The 17,515-nt window shown below is 72.3% G+C and carries 15 protein-coding genes; 7 read left to right on the top strand and 8 right to left on the bottom strand.

Annotated elements, in window-relative coordinates; translation table 11 throughout:
- Positions 1-79: 79 nt before the first annotated feature.
- A complete protein-coding gene (locus ACN27G_RS04305) occupies positions 80-898 on the bottom strand; it encodes an SAM-dependent methyltransferase (protein WP_421491477.1) in 819 nt (272 codons plus the stop codon).
- Positions 899-1,134: 236 nt separating this feature from the next.
- Between ACN27G_RS04305 and ACN27G_RS04300 the strand changes: the two genes are divergently transcribed.
- The gene (locus ACN27G_RS04300; protein WP_421491476.1) at positions 1,135-1,833 is read left to right on the top strand and encodes a DUF998 domain-containing protein; all 699 of its coding nucleotides are present in this window, start codon (positions 1,135-1,137) and stop codon (positions 1,831-1,833) included.
- 71 nt (positions 1,834-1,904) lie between these two features.
- Here the strand turns inward: ACN27G_RS04300 and ACN27G_RS04295 are convergent, their stop codons facing one another.
- The 5 genes from ACN27G_RS04295 to ACN27G_RS04275 all read right to left on the bottom strand — a co-directional run bounded on the left by ACN27G_RS04295 (position 1,905) and on the right by ACN27G_RS04275 (position 7,410).
- Positions 1,905-2,744 carry a GNAT family N-acetyltransferase gene (locus ACN27G_RS04295; RefSeq protein WP_421491475.1) on the bottom strand — a complete coding sequence of 280 codons (840 nt, stop codon included), beginning with the start codon at positions 2,742-2,744 and terminating at the stop codon, positions 1,905-1,907.
- A gap of 210 nt (positions 2,745-2,954) precedes the next feature.
- Positions 2,955-3,983, bottom strand: coding sequence for a LacI family DNA-binding transcriptional regulator (locus ACN27G_RS04290; RefSeq protein ID WP_421491474.1), 1,029 nt, complete (start codon positions 3,981-3,983; stop codon positions 2,955-2,957).
- Positions 3,984-4,176: 193 nt separating this feature from the next.
- Positions 4,177-5,109, bottom strand: coding sequence for a carbohydrate ABC transporter permease (locus tag ACN27G_RS04285; RefSeq protein WP_421491473.1), 933 nt, complete (start codon positions 5,107-5,109; stop codon positions 4,177-4,179).
- Between the two features lies 1 nt (position 5,110).
- The gene (locus tag ACN27G_RS04280; RefSeq protein WP_421491472.1) at positions 5,111-6,040 is read right to left on the bottom strand and encodes a carbohydrate ABC transporter permease; all 930 of its coding nucleotides are present in this window, start codon (positions 6,038-6,040) and stop codon (positions 5,111-5,113) included.
- A 68-nt stretch (positions 6,041-6,108) separates the two neighbouring features.
- A complete protein-coding gene (locus ACN27G_RS04275; RefSeq protein WP_421491471.1) occupies positions 6,109-7,410 on the bottom strand; it encodes an ABC transporter substrate-binding protein in 1,302 nt (433 codons plus the stop codon).
- 182 nt (positions 7,411-7,592) lie between these two features.
- Between ACN27G_RS04275 and ACN27G_RS04270 the strand changes: the two genes are divergently transcribed.
- The 6 genes from ACN27G_RS04270 (at position 7,593) to ACN27G_RS04245 (ending at position 15,998) form a co-directional block, all read left to right on the top strand.
- Positions 7,593-9,737, top strand: a complete 2,145-nt coding sequence (locus ACN27G_RS04270; RefSeq protein WP_421491470.1) for a beta-galactosidase — start codon at positions 7,593-7,595, stop codon at positions 9,735-9,737.
- Between the two features lie 190 nt (positions 9,738-9,927).
- Positions 9,928-11,511 carry a glycoside hydrolase family 53 protein gene (locus ACN27G_RS04265; protein WP_421491469.1) on the top strand — a complete coding sequence of 528 codons (1,584 nt, stop codon included), beginning with the start codon at positions 9,928-9,930 and terminating at the stop codon, positions 11,509-11,511.
- A gap of 232 nt (positions 11,512-11,743) precedes the next feature.
- On the top strand, positions 11,744-12,346 hold the full coding sequence (locus tag ACN27G_RS04260) for a DUF4956 domain-containing protein (protein WP_421491468.1): 603 nt from the start codon (positions 11,744-11,746) through the stop codon (positions 12,344-12,346).
- On the top strand, positions 12,343-13,209 hold the full coding sequence (locus ACN27G_RS04255) for a polyphosphate polymerase domain-containing protein (RefSeq protein ID WP_421491467.1): 867 nt from the start codon (positions 12,343-12,345) through the stop codon (positions 13,207-13,209). The genes ACN27G_RS04260 and ACN27G_RS04255 overlap by 4 nt, the downstream gene beginning before the upstream one ends.
- Positions 13,210-13,212: 3 nt before the next feature.
- On the top strand, positions 13,213-15,255 hold the full coding sequence (locus ACN27G_RS04250; RefSeq protein WP_421491466.1) for a CotH kinase family protein: 2,043 nt from the start codon (positions 13,213-13,215) through the stop codon (positions 15,253-15,255).
- A gap of 173 nt (positions 15,256-15,428) precedes the next feature.
- Entirely contained in the window at positions 15,429-15,998 is a 570-nt protein-coding gene (locus tag ACN27G_RS04245; RefSeq protein WP_421491465.1) for a PadR family transcriptional regulator, read from the top strand.
- 130 nt (positions 15,999-16,128) lie between these two features.
- Here the strand turns inward: ACN27G_RS04245 and ACN27G_RS04240 are convergent, their stop codons facing one another.
- Positions 16,129-16,899, bottom strand: a complete 771-nt coding sequence (locus ACN27G_RS04240; RefSeq protein ID WP_421491464.1) for a hypothetical protein — start codon at positions 16,897-16,899, stop codon at positions 16,129-16,131.
- Positions 16,884-17,450, bottom strand: a complete 567-nt coding sequence (locus ACN27G_RS04235) for an RNA polymerase sigma factor (RefSeq protein WP_421491463.1) — start codon at positions 17,448-17,450, stop codon at positions 16,884-16,886. Before ACN27G_RS04235 ends, ACN27G_RS04240 begins: the two co-directional genes overlap by 16 nt.
- Positions 17,451-17,515: the final 65 nt, after the last annotated feature.

Raw genomic sequence — 17,515 nt, 5'->3', positions numbered from 1 at the left:
TGATGGTGGTCGGCGTCGAGCCGCTGGCCGGTGGCGGGCGCCGGCGAATCGCCGGCTCCGGTGACGGAGGTCGACACCGCTAGCCCGCGCCGCCGTCGTGCCGGCCCACGCCGCCGAAGGCCCCGAGCCGCTGCGGGTCGGCGACCGCGTCCGCCGGTCCGTCCGGTCGCCAGAGCGGCAGATGCACCACCCCCGGTTCGACGACCGTGAAACCGCCGAAGAAGGCGGTGACGTCGGCCCGGGAGCGGAGCGTGATCTCGGTCGAGGTCCGGGCCGAGAGCCGCTGCGCGTCGAGCATCTCCGGCGGCTGGCCCTCGTGGGTGGCGTGCGAGAGCAGCAGGTGGCTGCCCGGCACCGTGGCGGCGCGCAGGGTGGCCAGGATCTCCTGCGGGTCGTCGGAGTCCGGGATGAAGTGCACCACCCCGGCGAGTAGTACGCCGACCGGCCGGCCGAAGTCGATCAGACCCAGCTTCTGCGCCTCGGCCAGGATCCGCTCCGGCTCCCGCAGGTCGCCGTGCACCACCCCGGTCTGCTCGTCGCCGGCCAGGATCGACCGGCTGTGCGCCACCGCGACCGGGTCGATGTCGACGTAGACGACCCGGACCCGCGGGTCGATCTCTCGGGCGACCTCGTGCACGTTGCCGGCGGTGGGGATGCCGGAGCCGATGTCGAGGAACTGGTCGATGCCCTCGCCGACCAGCATCCGTACGCCCCGCCGGAGGAACGCCCGGCCGGCCCGCATCGTCTCGGCCAGGTGCGGCGTCATCGCGGCGATCTGCTCGGCGAGGCGCCGGTCGACCTCGAAGTTGTGCGCGCCACCGAGAAAGTAGTCGTAGACCCGGGCGGCGCTGGGTCGGGTCAGATCGATGTCCGCGGGTAGCCCGTCCGGCAATCGCATATCCGCCTCAGCTCGTCACTTCCGGTCCGTGCAGGGGCTGGTCGGCCACGACCTGCGACCGGCGGGCGGCGCCGAGGGATCCGGCGGGTCGTGGTTGATCGATCCACACTCTAGGGCCTGTCCAGCGGATCCTCCACCGGCCCTCCGGTCGCGGGATAGGTTGGCCGCATGGCGCAGGCTTCCTCCGGCTCGGTTGTCGACGTCGACGACCGGCCCCGGGCCGGCGCCCGCCGCAGGTGAGGGCCGCCCGCCGGGCGCCCGCCGCCTTCGCGGCCGCGGCCTGCACGCTGGCCGGCACGGTGTCGGTGGCTCTCGCCGTGGCCGGTGGGCCGGCTCCGGAACTCGCCGGCTACGTCAGTGAGGCCGGCGCGGCGGAGAGCGCGACGGTCTGGCCGTACCGGCTCGGACTGCTGGCCGTCGCCGCCGGGCTGGTGCTGCTCGGGGTGGCCCTGCCGCCCGCCCTCCGCCTGGCGACCGGGCTGCTGGTCGCGAGCGCGGTCGCCACGGGCGTCTCCGCCGGGGTGAGCTGCCGTGCCGCGTGCCCGCTGCCTCCCTTCGACCGGGTCGTCCCGGCCGATCTGGTGCACGGCGGCGCCAGCATCGCGGCCGTGGCCGGACCGGTGCTGGCGATGCTGGTGGTGGCCGCAGCGGCCGGAGTGGACCGGCCGCTGCGCAGGATCGCGGTGGTCGCCGTCGCGGTCGCGCTGCCGCTCTCGCTGGTCGCCGGTCTCGCCCTGCTGCTGGTCGGCCGGAGCCTCCTGATGGGATCGGTCGAGCGGCTGCTCCTGTTCGACCTGGCCGTCTGGGGGGTGGCGAGCGGGCTCGCGCTCGGGCTGGCGCGGGCACCCGTCGCCGTCGGGCAGGTCGCCGGCGGTACGGGCCGGCCCCACCGGCGTCGTACCGTCGACGGACGGTGGCCGACGTCCGGTTCCTGACCGGCGCGGGGACGGGTGTGCCCCGGCGGGGACGGGTGTGCCCCGGTGGGGACGGGTGTGCCCCGGTGGGCTCAGAAGAGCACGGTGGCGAAGGTGCCGACGGTGCGGAAGCCGCACCGCTGGTAGACCCGGCGGGCCGGCGCGTTGTAGTCGTTGACGTAGAGACTCACGGTGGGCGCGACCCGGGCCAGGGCGTCCCGGACCACCGCCGCCATCGCGGCGGCCCCGATCCCCCGGCCACGCCAGGCGGGATCGACCCAAACCCCCTGGATCTGCGCGGTGCGCCGGGTGACGACCGCCAGCTCGGCCTTGAAGATCACCTGGCCGTCGAGAAACCGGGCGTACGCCCGGCGGGCCCGGACCAGCTCGGCGACCCGCTGCCGGTAGGCCCGCCCACCGTCGTCGGCCAGCGGTGAGACACCCACCTCCTCGGTGTACATCGCCACCGCCGCTGGATAGAGCGCGTCGATCTCGCCGGGCCGGACCGGATGCACGTCGGGGTCCGGCGCCACCTGCGGGGCGGCGTCGGTCGCCAGCAGCGGCTGGTTGGGGCGTACGTCCCGGGCCGGCCCCCACCGGGCGGAGAGCCGCTCCCAGAGCCCGAGCACCCCGTCGGCCCGCCCGACGATCGACGAGCAGGTCCGTTCCTCCGCGCCCAGCGCCTCGGCGAAGGCGGTGATGGCCGAACGGCCGGCCCGGACCGGGGTGACCTGCCCGCCCAGCCAGCAGAGTGCCTCGATGCTGTCCCGGGAGCCGTAGCCGAGCACCCGACCGTCCGCCCGCCACCAGGACAGGCCGTTCGCGGCGACCCGCTCCGCCACCTGTGCGGCGGCGAACGGATCGAGGTCGAGGATTCCTTCCACCGCACCGCGCTCGGCCTCACCGAGTTGGCGTACCGGCACCATCAGCACGCTTACCAGCCTGCCAGATCATCGGCCGGGGAACGGGCCGGATCACCGCGTCCGGCCCGCGCCGGACCGGACAGACGGACCGTTACCCGCACTCCCGGGCCGGCCGCTCCCCGACCGACGGTTGCCCGACCGACCGCTCCCCGACCGACGGTTGCCCGGCTGACCGTTGCCCGACCGACGGCTGCCCGGCCGACGGCTGCCGGCCGACCGTCACGCCGACTCGCGGATCACCAGCTCGGTGGGGAGGATGACCGCGGCGTGCGAGTCCCCGGCGAGGTGCCCGAGGAGCAGCCGGACCATCTCGGCGCTGATCCGGGTCCACGGCTGCCGGATCGTGGTCAGCCGGGGCACCGAGGTGGTGGCGACCTTGGAGTCGTCGAAGCCGCCGACCGCGACGTCGTCCGGCACCCGCCGCCCGGCCCGGCGTAGCGCGGCGATCGCACCGGTCGCCATCAGGTCCGAGCTGACGAAGACGGCGTCCAGCTCGGGCGCCTGCCGCAGCAGCTGCTCCATAGCCGCCTCGCCGCTGTCGTGGCTGTAGTCGCCGGTCACCACCAGCCGGGGATCGGTCTGGCCCAGCACGTCGTGGTAGCCGGCGAGCCGGTCCACCCCGCCGGAGGTGTCCAACGGGCCGGTGATGGTGGCGATGGTGCGCCGCCCCCGGGAGCGCAGGTAGCCGACCATCTGCCGGGCGCCGCCCCGGTCGTCGGCGGCGACGTAGCTGACGTCGGACTCCCGGCCGAGCGGGCGGCCGACCGCCACGAACGGCAGGCCCCGCTCGTCCAGCTCGTCGAGGAGCGGGCTGCCGGCGTGTGAGGAGATCACCAGCGCGCCGTCCACGTGGCCGGCGGTGACGTACCGGCCGACCCGCTTGCGGTCCTCCTGCGTGCCGGCGATCGTCAGCAGCAGGGTGATGTCGTGCTCGGCCAGCTCCTGGGTGCAGCCGCGGAGCAGGATGTTGAAGTTGGGGTCCTCGAAGAGCCGGTCCTGCGGCTCGGAGAGGATGAACGCCACCGAGTCCGAGCGCTGGGTGACCAGGCTCCGGGCGTGCTGGTTGAGCACGTAGCCGGTCTTGCGGATCGCCCGGCGGACCGCCTCCAGCGCCGGGCCGCTGACGTTGTGCCCGCCGTTGAGCACCCGGGAGACGGTGCCCCGCGAGACGCCGGCCACCGCCGCCACGTCGTCCATGGTCGGGCGGGGCCTTGTCCGGCGGATACGGCTGCGGTCGGGCGCGGTCACCCTGTCATTGTCCCCGCACCGGCCCCCGGTGGCGGTACCGGTGCCTGTGACACACCTCGCCCGCGCCATCTCGCCCCGCATCCGCCGTTCCGCCGCCACCGCGCCCGCGTCCGCCGCGCTGTGCCTCCGCGCGCTGTGCCTCCGCGCGCTATGCCTCCGCGCGCTGTGCCTCCGCGCGCTGTGCCTCCGCGCGCTATGCCTTGGTCGCGCCGGAGAGCAGGTCGATCCGCCAGAAGCGTTGCAGCGACAGGAAGAGCGCCACCAGCGGGACGATCGACAGCAGGGCCCCGGCGATCACCAGGCGGTAGAGCGCGGGCTGGGTGTTGCCCTGGTTGAGCAGCGTGTAGAGGCCCAGGGTGACCGGGAACCGCTCGTCGTTGGCGAGCATGATGAACGGCAGCAGGAAGTTGTTCCAGATCGCCACGAACTGGAGCAGGAAGACCGTGATCAGCCCGGGAAACATCATCGGCAGCGCCACCCGGCGGAAGATGCCGAATTCGGTCGCGCCGTCCACCCGGGCCGCCTCGACCACCGAGTCCGGCACGGCGGCCGCCGCGTAGATCCGGGCCAGGTAGATGCCGTACGGGCTGACGATGCTGGGCAGCAGCACCGACCAGTACGTGTCGGTGAGCCCGACCTTGGCCAGCAGCAGGTACTGCGGCACGGCCAGCGTGATCGCCGGTACCAGCACCCCGGCCAGCAGGACGTTGAAGACCACCGACCGGCCCGGAAACCGGAACTTGGCCAGGGTGTAGCCGCTCAGCCCGGAGACGGCGGCCGAGAGCGCGGCACCGACCCCGGCGTACAGGGCGGTGTTCAGCATCCACCGCCAGAACAGCCCGTCCCGGTACGTCGACAGGTCGACCAGGTTGTCGACCAGGTCGCCGCCGGGGGCGAAGGTGGAGGTGCTGAAGAGGCTGCCCGCGCTCTTTGTCGAGGCGACCACCACCCAGGCCACCGGCAGCAGGCAGTAGACCGCCCCGATCAGCAGGATCGCGGTCGGCACCAGCCGGGCGAGCCCGCCCTCTCGCCGGCCCCCGGTCGGGGTCGCCGCCGGCCGCCGCGGTTCGGCGGTGCCGGCCCGGGTGGTGCTGGTGACGGTCTCCGTGCCGATGCTTCCGGCCATCTCACTGCTCCTGTCCGAAGGCGCGCCGCTGCACCAGCCGGAGGAAGCCCAGCGACAGCAGCAGGGTGACCGCGGCGAACAACACCGAGGTGGCCGCGGCGGCGTACCGGTCGTCGGTGGCGAAGGCGTCGCGGTAGATCTTCATCAGTGGTGTCCAGGTCGACGGGATCGAGTTGGTCATCGGCGCCAGCGTCATCGGCTCGCTGAAGACCTGCAACGTGGCGATCATGGTGAAGAGCGTGGTCATCACCAGGGCCGGGACGAGCAGCGGAATCTTGATCCGGAGCGCGACCTGGATCTCGGAGCAGCCGTCGAGCCGGGCCGACTCGTAGAGCTCCGGCGGGATCGCCCGCAGCGCCGTGTAGAGCACGATCATGTTGAAGCCGACCCCGCCCCAGAGCGCGATGTTGACCACCGCGTAGAAGACCACGTCGGTGCCGAGCAGGTCCGGCTCGGGCAGCCCGAAGCGGGCCAGCAGGTCGTTGAGCGGACTCGTCGCCGGCAGGTAGAGGAAGCCCCAGAGCAGGCTGGCGATGACCGCCGGGACCGCGTAGGGCAGGAAGATCGCGGTGCGGCTGAACTGGGCGAGCTGGGCCCGGGGCCGGTCCAGCAGGAGCGCGAAGAGCAGCGCCAGCCCCAGCATGGTCGGCACCAGCAGGGCACCGTAGCCGAGTACCCGCAGCGTGCCGGACCAGAGTTCCGGGTCGCTGACCGCGTTGCGGTAGTTCTCCAGCCCGGCGAAGACCTCGGTCCGGGCGCCCCGACCGAGTCCCAGCCCGGAGATCCGGACCTTGCGCAGGCTCAGGTACGCCGCGTACCCGATCGGCGCGAGGAAGAAGGCGAGAAACAGGATCACCGCCGGGGCGAGGAAGGCGTACGGGGCTCCCGTCCGCCTTCCCCGGCGGCGCACCCCTGCGGTGGCCGTTGGCATGGACTCTCCGTTTCGGTCGGCCGGCTCGGTCGCCGGCCGTGCTGGGGTCGGCCGGGTCAGCTGCCGGGTCAGCCGGCGATGGTGAAGCCGTTCTTCCGCATGTCGTCGACGGTCGCGGTCTGCATCGCGTCGACCGCCGCGCCGAACGGCGTCTTCTCGGTGATCGCCTTGCCGAACGCGTCCTGGTAGGTCTCGTAGGTGACGTTGACGTTGGGCCCCCAGGTGACCCCGGCCGCGGTCTCGGCGATCTGCCTGGCCAGCGGATAGAAGTCGGCCTGCCCGGCGAAGAAGTCCGGCGGCGAGGCCAGCCCCGGGCCGGACTGGGCGTCCCGGGCCGCCGGATAGACGGCGCACTCCCGGACCAGCATGCTGGTCGCGTCCGGATGGGTGTTCAGCCAGGTGGCGAAGCGGACCGCCGCCGTCCTGTGCTTCGAGGCCGAGGTGACCCCGGTCGAGGAGCCGCCCCAGTTGCCCGTCCGGTTCTCCCCGGCGCTCCACTGTGGCAGCGGCGCCATCGCCCACCTTCCCCTGGTGTCCGGCGCGTTGCCGACCAGCACGCCCGGGGCCCAGACGGCGCTCGGCCAGGCCAGCAGGGTCCCGTCGTTGAGCGCCTTGTTCCACTCCGGGGTGTACATCGGGTTGCCGTCGACGACACCCTCGCCGACGAGCCCGCCCCAGTAGTCGGCGACCTTCCTGGTCGCCGCGTCGTCGACGGTGACCCGCCAGGACTCGCCGTCGATCCCCCACCAGTTCGCCCCGGCCTGCTGGGCCAGCCCGGCGAACCACCCGGGGTCGTTGGCCGAGAAGGTGGTCAGGAAGTGCTTCGTACTCCTACCCCGCAGCGTGCGGGCGGTGTGCGCGAACTCCTCCCAGGTCTTCGGCACGGTCAGGCCGAACTGCTGGAAGAGGTCGGTGCGGTAGTAGAGCATCATCGGGGCGGCGTCCTGCGGGATCGCGTACACCGCGTCGGTGCCGAGGGTCACCTGCCGCCAGGTGCCCTCGGCGAACTTCTCCGCGAGTGGCTTGGCCTGCTCGGCGATGTCGGCCAGCACGTCGTTGCTGACCAGCGTCGGCAGCGCCTGGTATTCGACCTGGGCGAGGTCCGGCGGGTTGCCCGCCTTGGCCGCGGTGAGCAGCTTGGCGACGATGTCTGCACCGCCGGCCTGCTTGCTCAGCGTCACCGTGGTCTCCGGGTTGTCGGCGTTCCACCGGTCGACCAGCTTCTCCATGTTCGGCGCCCAGGACCAGAAGGTCAGCTCGACCGGGCCGGTCGGCTCCGCCGGGTCGTCGTTCGATGTCGAGGTGCAGGCGGCGACCAGGCTGGCGCCGAGAGCCAACGCCAGGATCTTCGCGCCGAGCGTACGGGTCATCTCAACCTCTCAGTTTTCACGGTGTCATCGGCTGGTGATCGGCCAGAAACAACTGGGAGCGCTCACAGTCTTCGACTCTCGATCAATCATGTCAAGACACGTTTCTGCACTTGTTCACCTTGTAGATCCGTGTGAAATCATGCGCACTATCCTTGGGAGCGCACACAGTACGGAGATCCCGCATGAGTCAGACCCCGCAACTGGTGGCAGCCGCGGCGGACGTCGCCGGCCGGGCCGGGCCACTGCCCCGGCTGGCCCGCCTGGCGTACGGCGGCGACTACAACCCCGAGCAGTGGCCGGAACCGGTCTGGGCCGAGGACGTCGAGCTGATGCGCACCGCCGGGGTCAACCTGGTCAGCGTCGGGATCTTCGCCTGGGCCCTGCTCGAACCGGCCGAGGGGCGGTTCGAGTTCGGCTGGCTCGACCGGCTGCTCGACCTGCTGCACGGCGGCGGGATCGCGGTCGACCTGGCCACCCCGACGGCGGTACCGCCGGCCTGGTTCCGCCGCCGGTATCCGGAGGCCCGGCTGGTGGACCGGCACGGCGTACCGCTGGGCGGCGGGGCGCGGCAGTCGTTCTGTCCCAGCTCACCCGCGTACGCCGAGGCGAGCGCGCGGATCACCGAGCAGCTCGCCCGCCGCTACGCCGACCACCCGGCACTGGTGCTCTGGCACTCGCACAACGAGTACGGCGGCGCCAACGCCCTCTGCCACTGCGCCACCTCGGCCGAGGCGTTCCGGGACTGGCTGCGCACCCGGTACGGCGACCTCGACGGGCTGAACGCGGCCTGGGGCACCACCTTCTGGGGCCAGCGGTACGGCGACTGGGCCGAGATCGAGCCGCCGGTCGCCGCACCGACCTCGGTCAACCCCAGCCAGCAGCTCGACTTCCTGCGCTTCTCCTCCGACGCGCACCTGGCCAACTTCCGCCGCGAGCGGGACATCCTGCGCCGGCTCTCCCCCGGCGTTCCCGTCACCACCAACTTCATGATCGCCAACTGCAAGACCATCGACTACTGGCGCTGGGCGGCCGAGGTGGACGTGGTCTCCAACGACCACTACCTGCGCGCCGAGGAGCCGGAGAACCACATCGAGCTGGCGATGTGCGCCGACCTGACCCGGGCGGTGGCCGGTGGCCGGCCGTGGCTGCTGATGGAGCACGCCACCTCGGCGGTGAACTGGCAGCCCCGCAACATCGCCAAGCGCCCCGGCGAGTTGCGCCGCAACAGCCTGGCCCACCTGGCCCGGGGAGCCGAGTCGGCGCTCTTCTTCCAGTGGCGGGCGTCCCGGTTCGGCGCCGAGAAGTTCCACAGCGCGATGCTGCCGCACGGCGGCACCGACACCCGGATCTGGCGCGAGGTGGTGGCGCTCGGCGCCGACCTGCCCAGCCTCGAACCGCTGCGCGGCACCCGGGTCGTCGCGGACGTGGCGATGCTCTGGGACTGGGAGTCCTGGTGGGCCGTTGAGCTGGACTGGCGACCCTCGGTCGACCTCGACTACCGGGAACGGGTGGCGGCCTACTACGAGCGGCTCTGGCGGGACCGGCTCACCGTGGACTTCGCCCATCCGGAACGGCCGCTCGACGGCTACCGGCTGGTCGTCGTACCGAGCCTCTACCTGACCACGCCGGCCGCGGCGGAGAACCTGCGCCGGTACGTCGCGGGCGGCGGCACACTGCTGGTCTCGTACTTCTCCGGGATCGTGGACGCGGACGACGCCGTCCACCCCGGCGGCCACCCCGGCGCGCTGCGCGACCTGCTCGGGTTGACCGTGGAGGAGTTCCTGCCGCTGCGCACCGGCGAGACGGTCCGACTGGCACCGGCGACGTCCGCCGGGACGGCCGGCACCGTCGGCGGTACCGACGTCGACGGCGACGGGGGCGACGGGAGCCCGGGAGGGCGCACGGATGGCGACACCGGAGGGGCCGGACACATCGGGGACGTCTGGGCCGAGATCGTCGTGCCGCACGGCGCCGAGCCGGTGCTGACCTACCAGGACGGTCCGGCCGCCGGTGGACCGGCCGTCACCCGGCACACCCTCGGCACCGGCCACGCCTGGTACGTCTCCACCCGGCTGACCGCGGCCGGCCTGGCCCCGGTGCTCCGGGCCGCGTACCGGGACGCCGGCCTGGTCCCGCCGGACGGGGTGCCCGACGGTGTCGAGCTGGTCCGCCGGGCCGGCGCCGACGGCACCCGGTTCCTGGTCGCCATCAACCACACCGACCGGGACGTGGACCTGCCGGTGACCGGCACCGACCTGCTCGACGGAACCTTCCACCCGGGCACCTGCCCGCTCCCCGCCGGCACCGCCCGCACCCTCCGCACCTGAGGTGCAAGGAAGGGCCCCCGCTTATCGTTTTCTGTTGTAGCGGGGGCCCTTCCTAACGCCTCGGGCGCATCGGCAGCGGCTTGACATCCATCGGCGGTGATGGTTCTGTGAGCGCTCCCAATCCATGCCCTCGACGAGGCGGTCGGGGCTGGCGACGGCACGGCATTCGATCGAGGAGGAACGTCGAGCGATGCGGACCAGGAAGACCACGCTCGTGGCTCTGGCGCTGGCGGCTGCCGTGGTCGTACCGGATCTCGGTCGACCCGCACTGGCCGGACCCCGAGCCGGCGGCACACCGGCAGTGCTCAACCCCGGCTTCGAGACCACCGCCCCCGACGGGTCACCGGCCGGATGGTCGGTACGCGGCCAGCGCTCCGCCAGTTACGTCGAACCCGGCGGCCGCACCGGCGCGAACCGGCTCACCCACCGGGCGGACCGGCCCTACCGGGTGGAGACCTACCAGCGGCTCACCGGGCTGCGCCGGGGCGACCACACCCTCCGGCTCTCGGTACGCGCCAGCGGTGGTCAGCGCGACGCGTACGTGTCGCTCACCGGCTGCGGTGGGCGGAGCCAGCGGGTCGACCTGCCCCGCACCGGCGAGCAGTGGTGGGTGGAGGTGACCGTCACCGCCCGGGTCAGCACCGGCCGGTGCACCGTCACTCTCGCCTCCGAGGGCGACGCCGGGCAGTGGGCGCACTTCGACGACCTGACCCTCTCCCCGGCCACCCGGCCGGCCGGCGCCCCGGCGCTGCGGATCGCCGGCGCCGACGTCTCGCACCTGACCAAGAACGAGCACCACGGCGCGGTCTACCGCGACCGGGTCGGCCCGCCCCGGGACGCGCTGCGGATCCTCCGGCACAACGGCGTCAACTACGCCCGGATGAAGGTCTGGGTGGACCCGGCCGACGGGTTCAGCGACAGGGCGGACGTCCTGGCCAAGGCGCGCCGGGCGAAGGCCCTCGGCATGGGCCTGCTGATCGACTTCCACTACTCGGACACCTGGGCCGACCCGGGCAAGCAGTTCAAGCCCGCCGCCTGGGCCGACCTGCCCTTCGCGCAGCTCCGGCAGGCGGTCTACGACCACACCCACGACGTGGTGGCGAGCCTGCGCCGGCAGGGCACCCCGGCCGACATGGTGCAGGTCGGCAACGAGATCAACGGTGGGCTGCTCTGGCCGGACGGCCGCTGGGACAACTGGGACGGGCTGGCGGCGCTGCTCACCGCCGCGAGCACGGCGGTCACCGACGCCTCACCGCACAGCAGGGTCGCCCTGCACCTGGCCGAGGGCGGCGACAACGGCGGGCACCGCTGGTGGTTCGACAACGCGGTCAGCCGTGGCGTGCCGTTCGATCTCATCGCCGTCTCGCACTACACCTACTGGCACGGGCCGCTCGGCGCGCTCCAGGCGAACCTGCTCGACCTCACCGCCCGGTACGGCAGGCCGGTGATGGTGGTGGAGACCGGCTACGGCTTCACGCTCGTCGAGCACGACCACGAGGCGAACATCTTCAACGCCGCCCTGCAACAGGCCGGCGGCTATCCGGCGACGCCGCAGGGTCAGGCGGAGGCGATCCGCGACATGGTCACCACCGTCGCCGCCGTGCCCGGCGCGCTCGGGGTCTTCTACTGGGAGCCGACCTGGACCGCCGTCGACGGTGCCGGTTGGGATCCGGCCGACCCGACCTCCGGCGACGGCTGGGAGAACCAGGCGCTCTTCGACTACTCGGGCCGGGCCCTGCCCGGTCTGCGGGTGCTCGGCGGCGCCACCTCCTGAACACCGCCGACCTCTGACGGCCGACCATCCGGCGGTTCCCCCGGGAAGGACCCGGGCGGAGCCGCCGTCGGCGTTCGGCGGACAGATCCCCTAAGATAGACAATCACGAATTTTCCCTGTTACAAGCTGTTAGCGACAACCGGGCAAGGAAATCGATATCGTTCGATGTAACCTGTTGGTTGGCGTCCGTTCACCCACCGGCCATCGGATCATATCCAGGAGGACAGGATCCATGCCCCAACTCGCCCTCTTTGCGACCGACATCGTCGCAGTTGCCCTGCTCGTGTTCGGGCTCTACTTCCCACGCCACCGGCGTCGAGACCTCGTCGCCGCGTACCTCGGTGTCAACATCGGGGTGATGGCGGTGGCGAGTTCGCTCGGCACCAGCAACGCCGGCACCGGCCTGGGTCTCGGACTGGCGCTCTTCGGAGTGCTCTCCATCATCCGGCTCCGCTCCACGGAGCTCGACCAGCACGAGGTGGCGTACTACTTCTCCGCGCTGGCCCTCGGCATCCTCTCCGCGCTCGGCGGCGGCCCGGCCTGGCACGTGCCGACCATGATGGCTCTGATCCTCCTGGTGATGTTCGTCGGCGACCACCCCCGGATGTTCCGCAACTACCGGCGGCAGAGCATGTTCCTCGACTCGGCCTTCACCGACCAGGTCGCCCTGATCGCCTACCTCGAACAGATGCTCGGCGCCCGGGTGCACTCCGCCAGCATCCAGCGGCTCGACCTGGTAAACGACACCACCCTGGTCGACGTCCGCTACTCGCACCCGCCGGTGCAGCGGGCGGTCCGGAACGTCGCGGTCGCCTCCGGTGGGGTGGCCCGATGACCGCCGCCCCCGTCGACTGCGCCCTGGCCGGGCACCTCGCGCCGATCGGACTGGACGAGCTGACCGAGCGCGCCGCGTTGCAGACCCGGGTGGACCGCAAGTACGTGCTGCCGGTCAGCGAGGCGCACGCCGTCATCGGCCAGGTCGGCCCGGACACCCTGGCCCTGGAGATCGAGGGCCGCCGCTCCTTCAGCTACCGCTCGGTCTACTTCGACACCCCGGAGCTGACCAGCTATCTGCTCAGCGCCCAGCGCCGGCGACGCCGGTTCAAGGTACGCACCCGGACCTATCTCGACTCCGCCGAATGCTGGCTGGAGGTGAAGACCCGGGGCCCCCGGGGCAACACCGTGAAGGACCGGCTCCCGTACCCGTCGGACCACGAAACCACGCTCTCCCCCGGACGCCGGTTCGTCGAGGAGGTGCTCGCCCGGGAGTCGATCGCGATGGACGACCGGGCCTTCGCACCGGTCCTCGTCACCCGCTACCGGCGCAGCACCCTCTTTCTCGCCTCGACGGTGAGCCGGGTCACCATCGACACCGAGTTGACCTGGGAGGGTGCCGGCGAACCGCTCCAGCTCCCGGATCTCGCGGTGATCGAGACCAAGACCGGCTCGACGGCGTCCTGCGTGGACCGCCTGCTCTGGGCGCGGGGCCACCGGCCGACCCGGATCTCCAAGTACGCGACCGGGATGGCCGCGCTCCGGCCCGACCTCCCGTGCACGCCGTGGCGCCGCACCCTGCGCCGGCATTTTCACCCCACCGGGGTCATCGACGACCACCGGTCGGCTCGCTGCACCGACGCACCCGGGTTCAGCCCGGTGGCGGGCACCATCCACCCACCGCACATCCCCGGAACGGAGTAAAAGGTGCGTACAGTCAGTTACTACGCGGTTGGCCTCCTGGTCGCCGCCGCCCTGGGTCCCGCCGCGGGTCCGGGCGCGGATCCGGCCGGCGCCGCCGGCCGCCTGGCGGCGGTGCCCGACGCGCCAGCGGCGGCCGAGGCCCGGGCGGCGGCCGACCCGACCGGCGACATCACCTTCTCCGTGCCGAGCGGCACCTTCCAGAACGAGGTCTCGGTCTCGCTGGGCAGCACGGTGAGCGGGGCCCAGGTGCGGTACACCACCGACGGCCAGCCGCCCGGTCCGGCCTCGCCGGTCTACTCCGGAACCCCGCTGCGGTTCACCCGCACCACCCAACTCCGGGCGCAGGCCTACCTCAACGGCACCGCGACCGGCGCGCCCGGCACCGCCATGTACGTCGCCCGTGCCGTCACCACCAACCACGACCTGCCGGTACTGCTGCTCGACGCGTACGGGCAGGGCGCGCCGGGGCGCGAGTACATCGACACCGCCGTGATGGAGTTCCGGCCGACCAACGGATCGACCTCGCTCTCCGCCGCACCGAGCCTGGTCAGCCGGGGCGCCTTCCACCTGCGCGGCAACTCCAGTGCGATGTTCCCGAAGACGCCCTACCGGCTGGAACTGCGGGACAACACCGACGACGACACCGACCTGCCGCTGCTGGGCATGCCGGCCGACTCCGACTGGGTGCTGCGCGGGCCGTACACCGACAAGGCGCTGATCCGCGACGCCTTCGTGCACGGCCTCGGCCAGGACATGGGCCTGTACGCCCCGCGCTACGCCTTCGCCGAGGTGTACGTGAACACCGACGCCCAACCGGTGGCCGCGAACGACTACCTCGGGGTGTACCTGATCGTCGAAACGATCAAGAACTCGAAGAACCGGCTCGACCTGAAGCAGCTCGACGAGGACGACGTCACGTTGCCCAAGCTGACCGGCGGCTACATCTTCAAGTTCGAGTGGATGGCGGCGGAGGAGCCGACCCTGCCCTGCCAGGGTGCCGACGCCACCTGCTGGCACTACCTGGAGGTGGTCGACCCGGACCCGCTGCAACCCGCACAGCGGGACTGGCTCCGGCAACACCTCCAGCAGTTCCACGACGTGCTCCGCGGTCCGAATTTCGCCGACCCGACGACCGGCTATCCCTCCTTCATCGACGTCAACTCCTGGGTGGACATGCTCATCGTCAACGAGCTGACCCGGGGCATGGACGCATACCTGCGCAGCGCCTACTTCCACAAGGACCGGGACAGCAGGATCGTCGCCGGCCCGCTCTGGGACTTCGACCTCACCTTCGGGGTGGGCGGCTTCTTCCAGAACGACCAGATCGCCGGCTGGCAGCACCAGCAGACCCGGACCCCGAGCGCGAACGACTGGTTCCAGCGGCTGCTCCAGGATCCGGCGTTCGTCAACCGGGTCAGGGCGCGCTGGCAGGAGCTGCGCCGGGGCGTACTCTCCAACGCCCAGCTCCAGTCCCGGATCGACCGGCTGACCGCACCGCTCACCGCCGCCGCGCAGCGCAACTTCCAGCGCTGGCCGAATCTCAGCACCCGGATGCTCGGCCCGTTCATCACGCCGACCTCGCCGACCTGGCAGGGACAGGTGCAGTTCATGCGGGACTGGATGTTCCAGCGGGCGGCCTGGCTGGAGACCACCGGCGGCTGGGGCCCCGGGGGCCCGACCACCCCGCCGACGACGCCTCCGACCATCCCGCCGACCCCGCCGGCCACCACCCCGCCGGCCCCGGGCCGCAGCTGTACGGCGGCGTACACGGTCGTCAGCCAGTGGACCGGCGGCTTCCAGGCCAACGTACGGGTCACCGCCGGCTCGTCCGCGATCAGCGGCTGGCGGGTGAACTGGACGTTCGGCAACGGCCAGACGGTCAGCCAGTCCTGGGAGGCGACCGTCACCAGTAGTGGCTCGGCGGTGACCGCGACGAACGTGTCGCACAACGGTGCGCTCGGCGCCGGGGCCAGCACCAACTTCGGGTTCCTCGGCACCTGGAACGGCACCAACAGCCCGCCCACACCCACCTGTACGGCATCCTGACCCGTTCCTGACGCCCGCTGCCGGCGCCGCCCGTTCCCAGGGTGGCGCCGGCAACATGTGATAGAAGTCACATCAGGTGCGCCCGGGGAATCGACTCCGGAGGCAATGGCGTTGTCGACGATAGTTTCCCGATATATCGTTGAGCTATCAACGACAGTCCAGAGGAGGCCCAGATGGGTTTTCACCGACGCTTCTACGCGATGCAGGACGCCCGGATGCGCGGCTTCGGCTTCCCGCCGGGCGGCCCCGGGCACGGGCACGGCCACGGCCGGGGCGGCGGCAGAGGCCGCGGCGGCCGGGGCCGCCGACCCAACGTCCGCGCCGCCGTTCTCGCCCTGCTGACCGAGCGGCCGATGCACGGCTACGAGATGATCCAGGAGCTGGACTCGCGTACCGGCGGCGCCTGGCGACCGAGCCCCGGGTCGATCTATCCGACCCTGCAGCTCCTGGAGGACGAGGGCGTGATCGCCGGCAGCACCGAGTCGGGTGGCGGCCGGCGGCGCTTCGCACTCACCGAGGCCGGCCAGGCCGAGGCTGCCCAGGCGGCGACGCAGCCGCCGTGGGCCGAGTTCGCCGAGGACACCATCAACAGCTGGCACGACATCCGGGAGGCCGGCTTCCAGGCCATGAACGCGCTGCGCCAGGTGATGATGACCGGCACCGACGACCAGCGCGAGCGGGCCGCCCAGGTGCTCGACGAGACCCGGCGCAAGCTCTACGCCATCCTCGCCGAGTCGGAATAGCCCCGGCACCGGCCACAAGTGCCCGGGCGCTGGCGGTCGGCATCATCCGACCCGACCCAGCGTCCGGGCACTCCGACGCTCCCCGCGACCAGCCGCCCCGGCTCCCCTCGACCAGCGGCCCCGGTCGTCGTTACGGCAGTTCGGACGGGCGGTGGCTGGTCGTCCCCTCGGAGGTGTGCACCAGCACCGTCAGCCGGTCGACCTCGCCGCCCTCGGGTCCCGGCCACCAGGCCGCCCACCAGCCGCCCTTCACACTGGCGTGGAAGACCCGGCCACCGTCGAGACGCAGCTCCACCCCGGTGACTCCCGGGCCGGCGAGGCCGACCATGTTCGACCACATGTCGCGGCCGTTCCCGGTGGAGCTCATCGTCTCCAGGTTGACCGTGCCGGCGGGCGGAGGAGGCAGCGGGCGACCGTCGGTCAGCCCCATCGAGGCAAGCTGGTCCTTGCCCACGCTCATGCACTCGACGATGTTGCCGCTGCTCTTGCGCATGATGAGCAGCGTCGCGTCCCCGCGCTGCTCGGCGAGCAGCACGTCCGACGGACGGACCGTCGAGGAGTTCCCCCCGACGCCGTTGCCGGCGCACGCCCGCGCCTGCGGGAGTACCTGCTCGCCGGTGCGTGGACTGGGTGCCGCCGTCCAGCCTGCGACCGCCCGGTCGGCCGCACCGGGCAGCAGCGCGGGCACCACCGCCGCCGCGACGACGCCCGCCGCGACCGTGGCCACGCCCACCGCCAGCCAGCGCCCCACCGGCCGGTGGGCGGACCTGCCGGTGACCTCGCCGGCCATCACCCGCTCGACGAACGCCTGCGAGCGGGCCCACTCCATCTCGGTCGGCACCCGCTCCCGCGCCGGGTCAAGGACAGCCAGTTGCTCCAGATCCTTCACGCTTGCGTCCATGACTGCTGCTCCTTGAGAGACCGGGGGCGGAGAGACGAGCGGGTGGCGGGTTCCGCCGGTTCGAGGGCGGCCCGCAGGCGTTGTCGCGCCCGGCCGAGTCGCATCGCGAAGGTCGACCTCCGGCAGCCCAGCACGGTGGCCGCCTGCTCGGCGGTCAGACCGTCGAACGCGACCAACGCGAGCACCTCACGGTCCGCCGTGCTCAGGGCGGCCCAGGCGCGCTCCAGGTCGATCCGTGCCGCCGTACCCGCGGAGTCGTCGGCGAGCTCGCGCGCCTCGGACGACCTCAGCCGGACGTCCAACGCCCGACGCCGCAACCAGCCGCGGGCCTGATTCGTCATGGTCCTACGGGCCACCGCGAAGAGCCACGGCCGGGTGTCGTCCGGCAGCTCGTCAAAGCGCCGCCAGGCCGTCAGGAAGACCGTCGACACGATGTCCTCGGCCTCACCGGGCGGCACCCTCCGCTCGACGAAGCGCAGCAGATCGGCGTACGTCTCGAGGTGCAGGGCCCGAAAGCGCTCCTCCCGGGCGCCGGGGCCGGCTCCGCTCATCTGTTTTTTCCTTCGTCGTCCATACCCCCCACCTGTCCGGCTCGTCGGCCGCTGTCACACGCCGA

Origin of the sequence: Plantactinospora sp. WMMB334, from assembly GCF_049179095.1 — a bacterium.
In the GTDB taxonomy this organism is placed as follows: domain Bacteria; phylum Actinomycetota; class Actinomycetes; order Mycobacteriales; family Micromonosporaceae; genus Plantactinospora.
Note: the sequence above shows the minus strand (reverse complement) of the source record. Positions and strands in the feature narration are given on the sequence as shown.

Coding starts and splice junctions, on each gene's coding strand:
- ACN27G_RS04245 (WP_421491465.1), top strand. CDS start 15,429: ATGGGTTTTCACCGACGCTTCTACGCGATGCAGGACGCCCGGATGCGC.
- ACN27G_RS04240 (WP_421491464.1), bottom strand. CDS start 16,899: ATGGACGCAAGCGTGAAGGATCTGGAGCAACTGGCTGTCCTTGACCCG.
- ACN27G_RS04265 (WP_421491469.1), top strand. CDS start 9,928: ATGCGGACCAGGAAGACCACGCTCGTGGCTCTGGCGCTGGCGGCTGCC.
- ACN27G_RS04275 (WP_421491471.1), bottom strand. CDS start 7,410: ATGACCCGTACGCTCGGCGCGAAGATCCTGGCGTTGGCTCTCGGCGCC.
- ACN27G_RS04255 (WP_421491467.1), top strand. CDS start 12,343: ATGACCGCCGCCCCCGTCGACTGCGCCCTGGCCGGGCACCTCGCGCCG.
- ACN27G_RS04285 (WP_421491473.1), bottom strand. CDS start 5,109: ATGGCCGGAAGCATCGGCACGGAGACCGTCACCAGCACCACCCGGGCC.
- ACN27G_RS04260 (WP_421491468.1), top strand. CDS start 11,744: ATGCCCCAACTCGCCCTCTTTGCGACCGACATCGTCGCAGTTGCCCTG.
- ACN27G_RS04280 (WP_421491472.1), bottom strand. CDS start 6,040: ATGCCAACGGCCACCGCAGGGGTGCGCCGCCGGGGAAGGCGGACGGGA.
- ACN27G_RS04235 (WP_421491463.1), bottom strand. CDS start 17,450: ATGAGCGGAGCCGGCCCCGGCGCCCGGGAGGAGCGCTTTCGGGCCCTG.
- ACN27G_RS04270 (WP_421491470.1), top strand. CDS start 7,593: ATGAGTCAGACCCCGCAACTGGTGGCAGCCGCGGCGGACGTCGCCGGC.
- ACN27G_RS04305 (WP_421491477.1), bottom strand. CDS start 898: ATGCGATTGCCGGACGGGCTACCCGCGGACATCGATCTGACCCGACCC.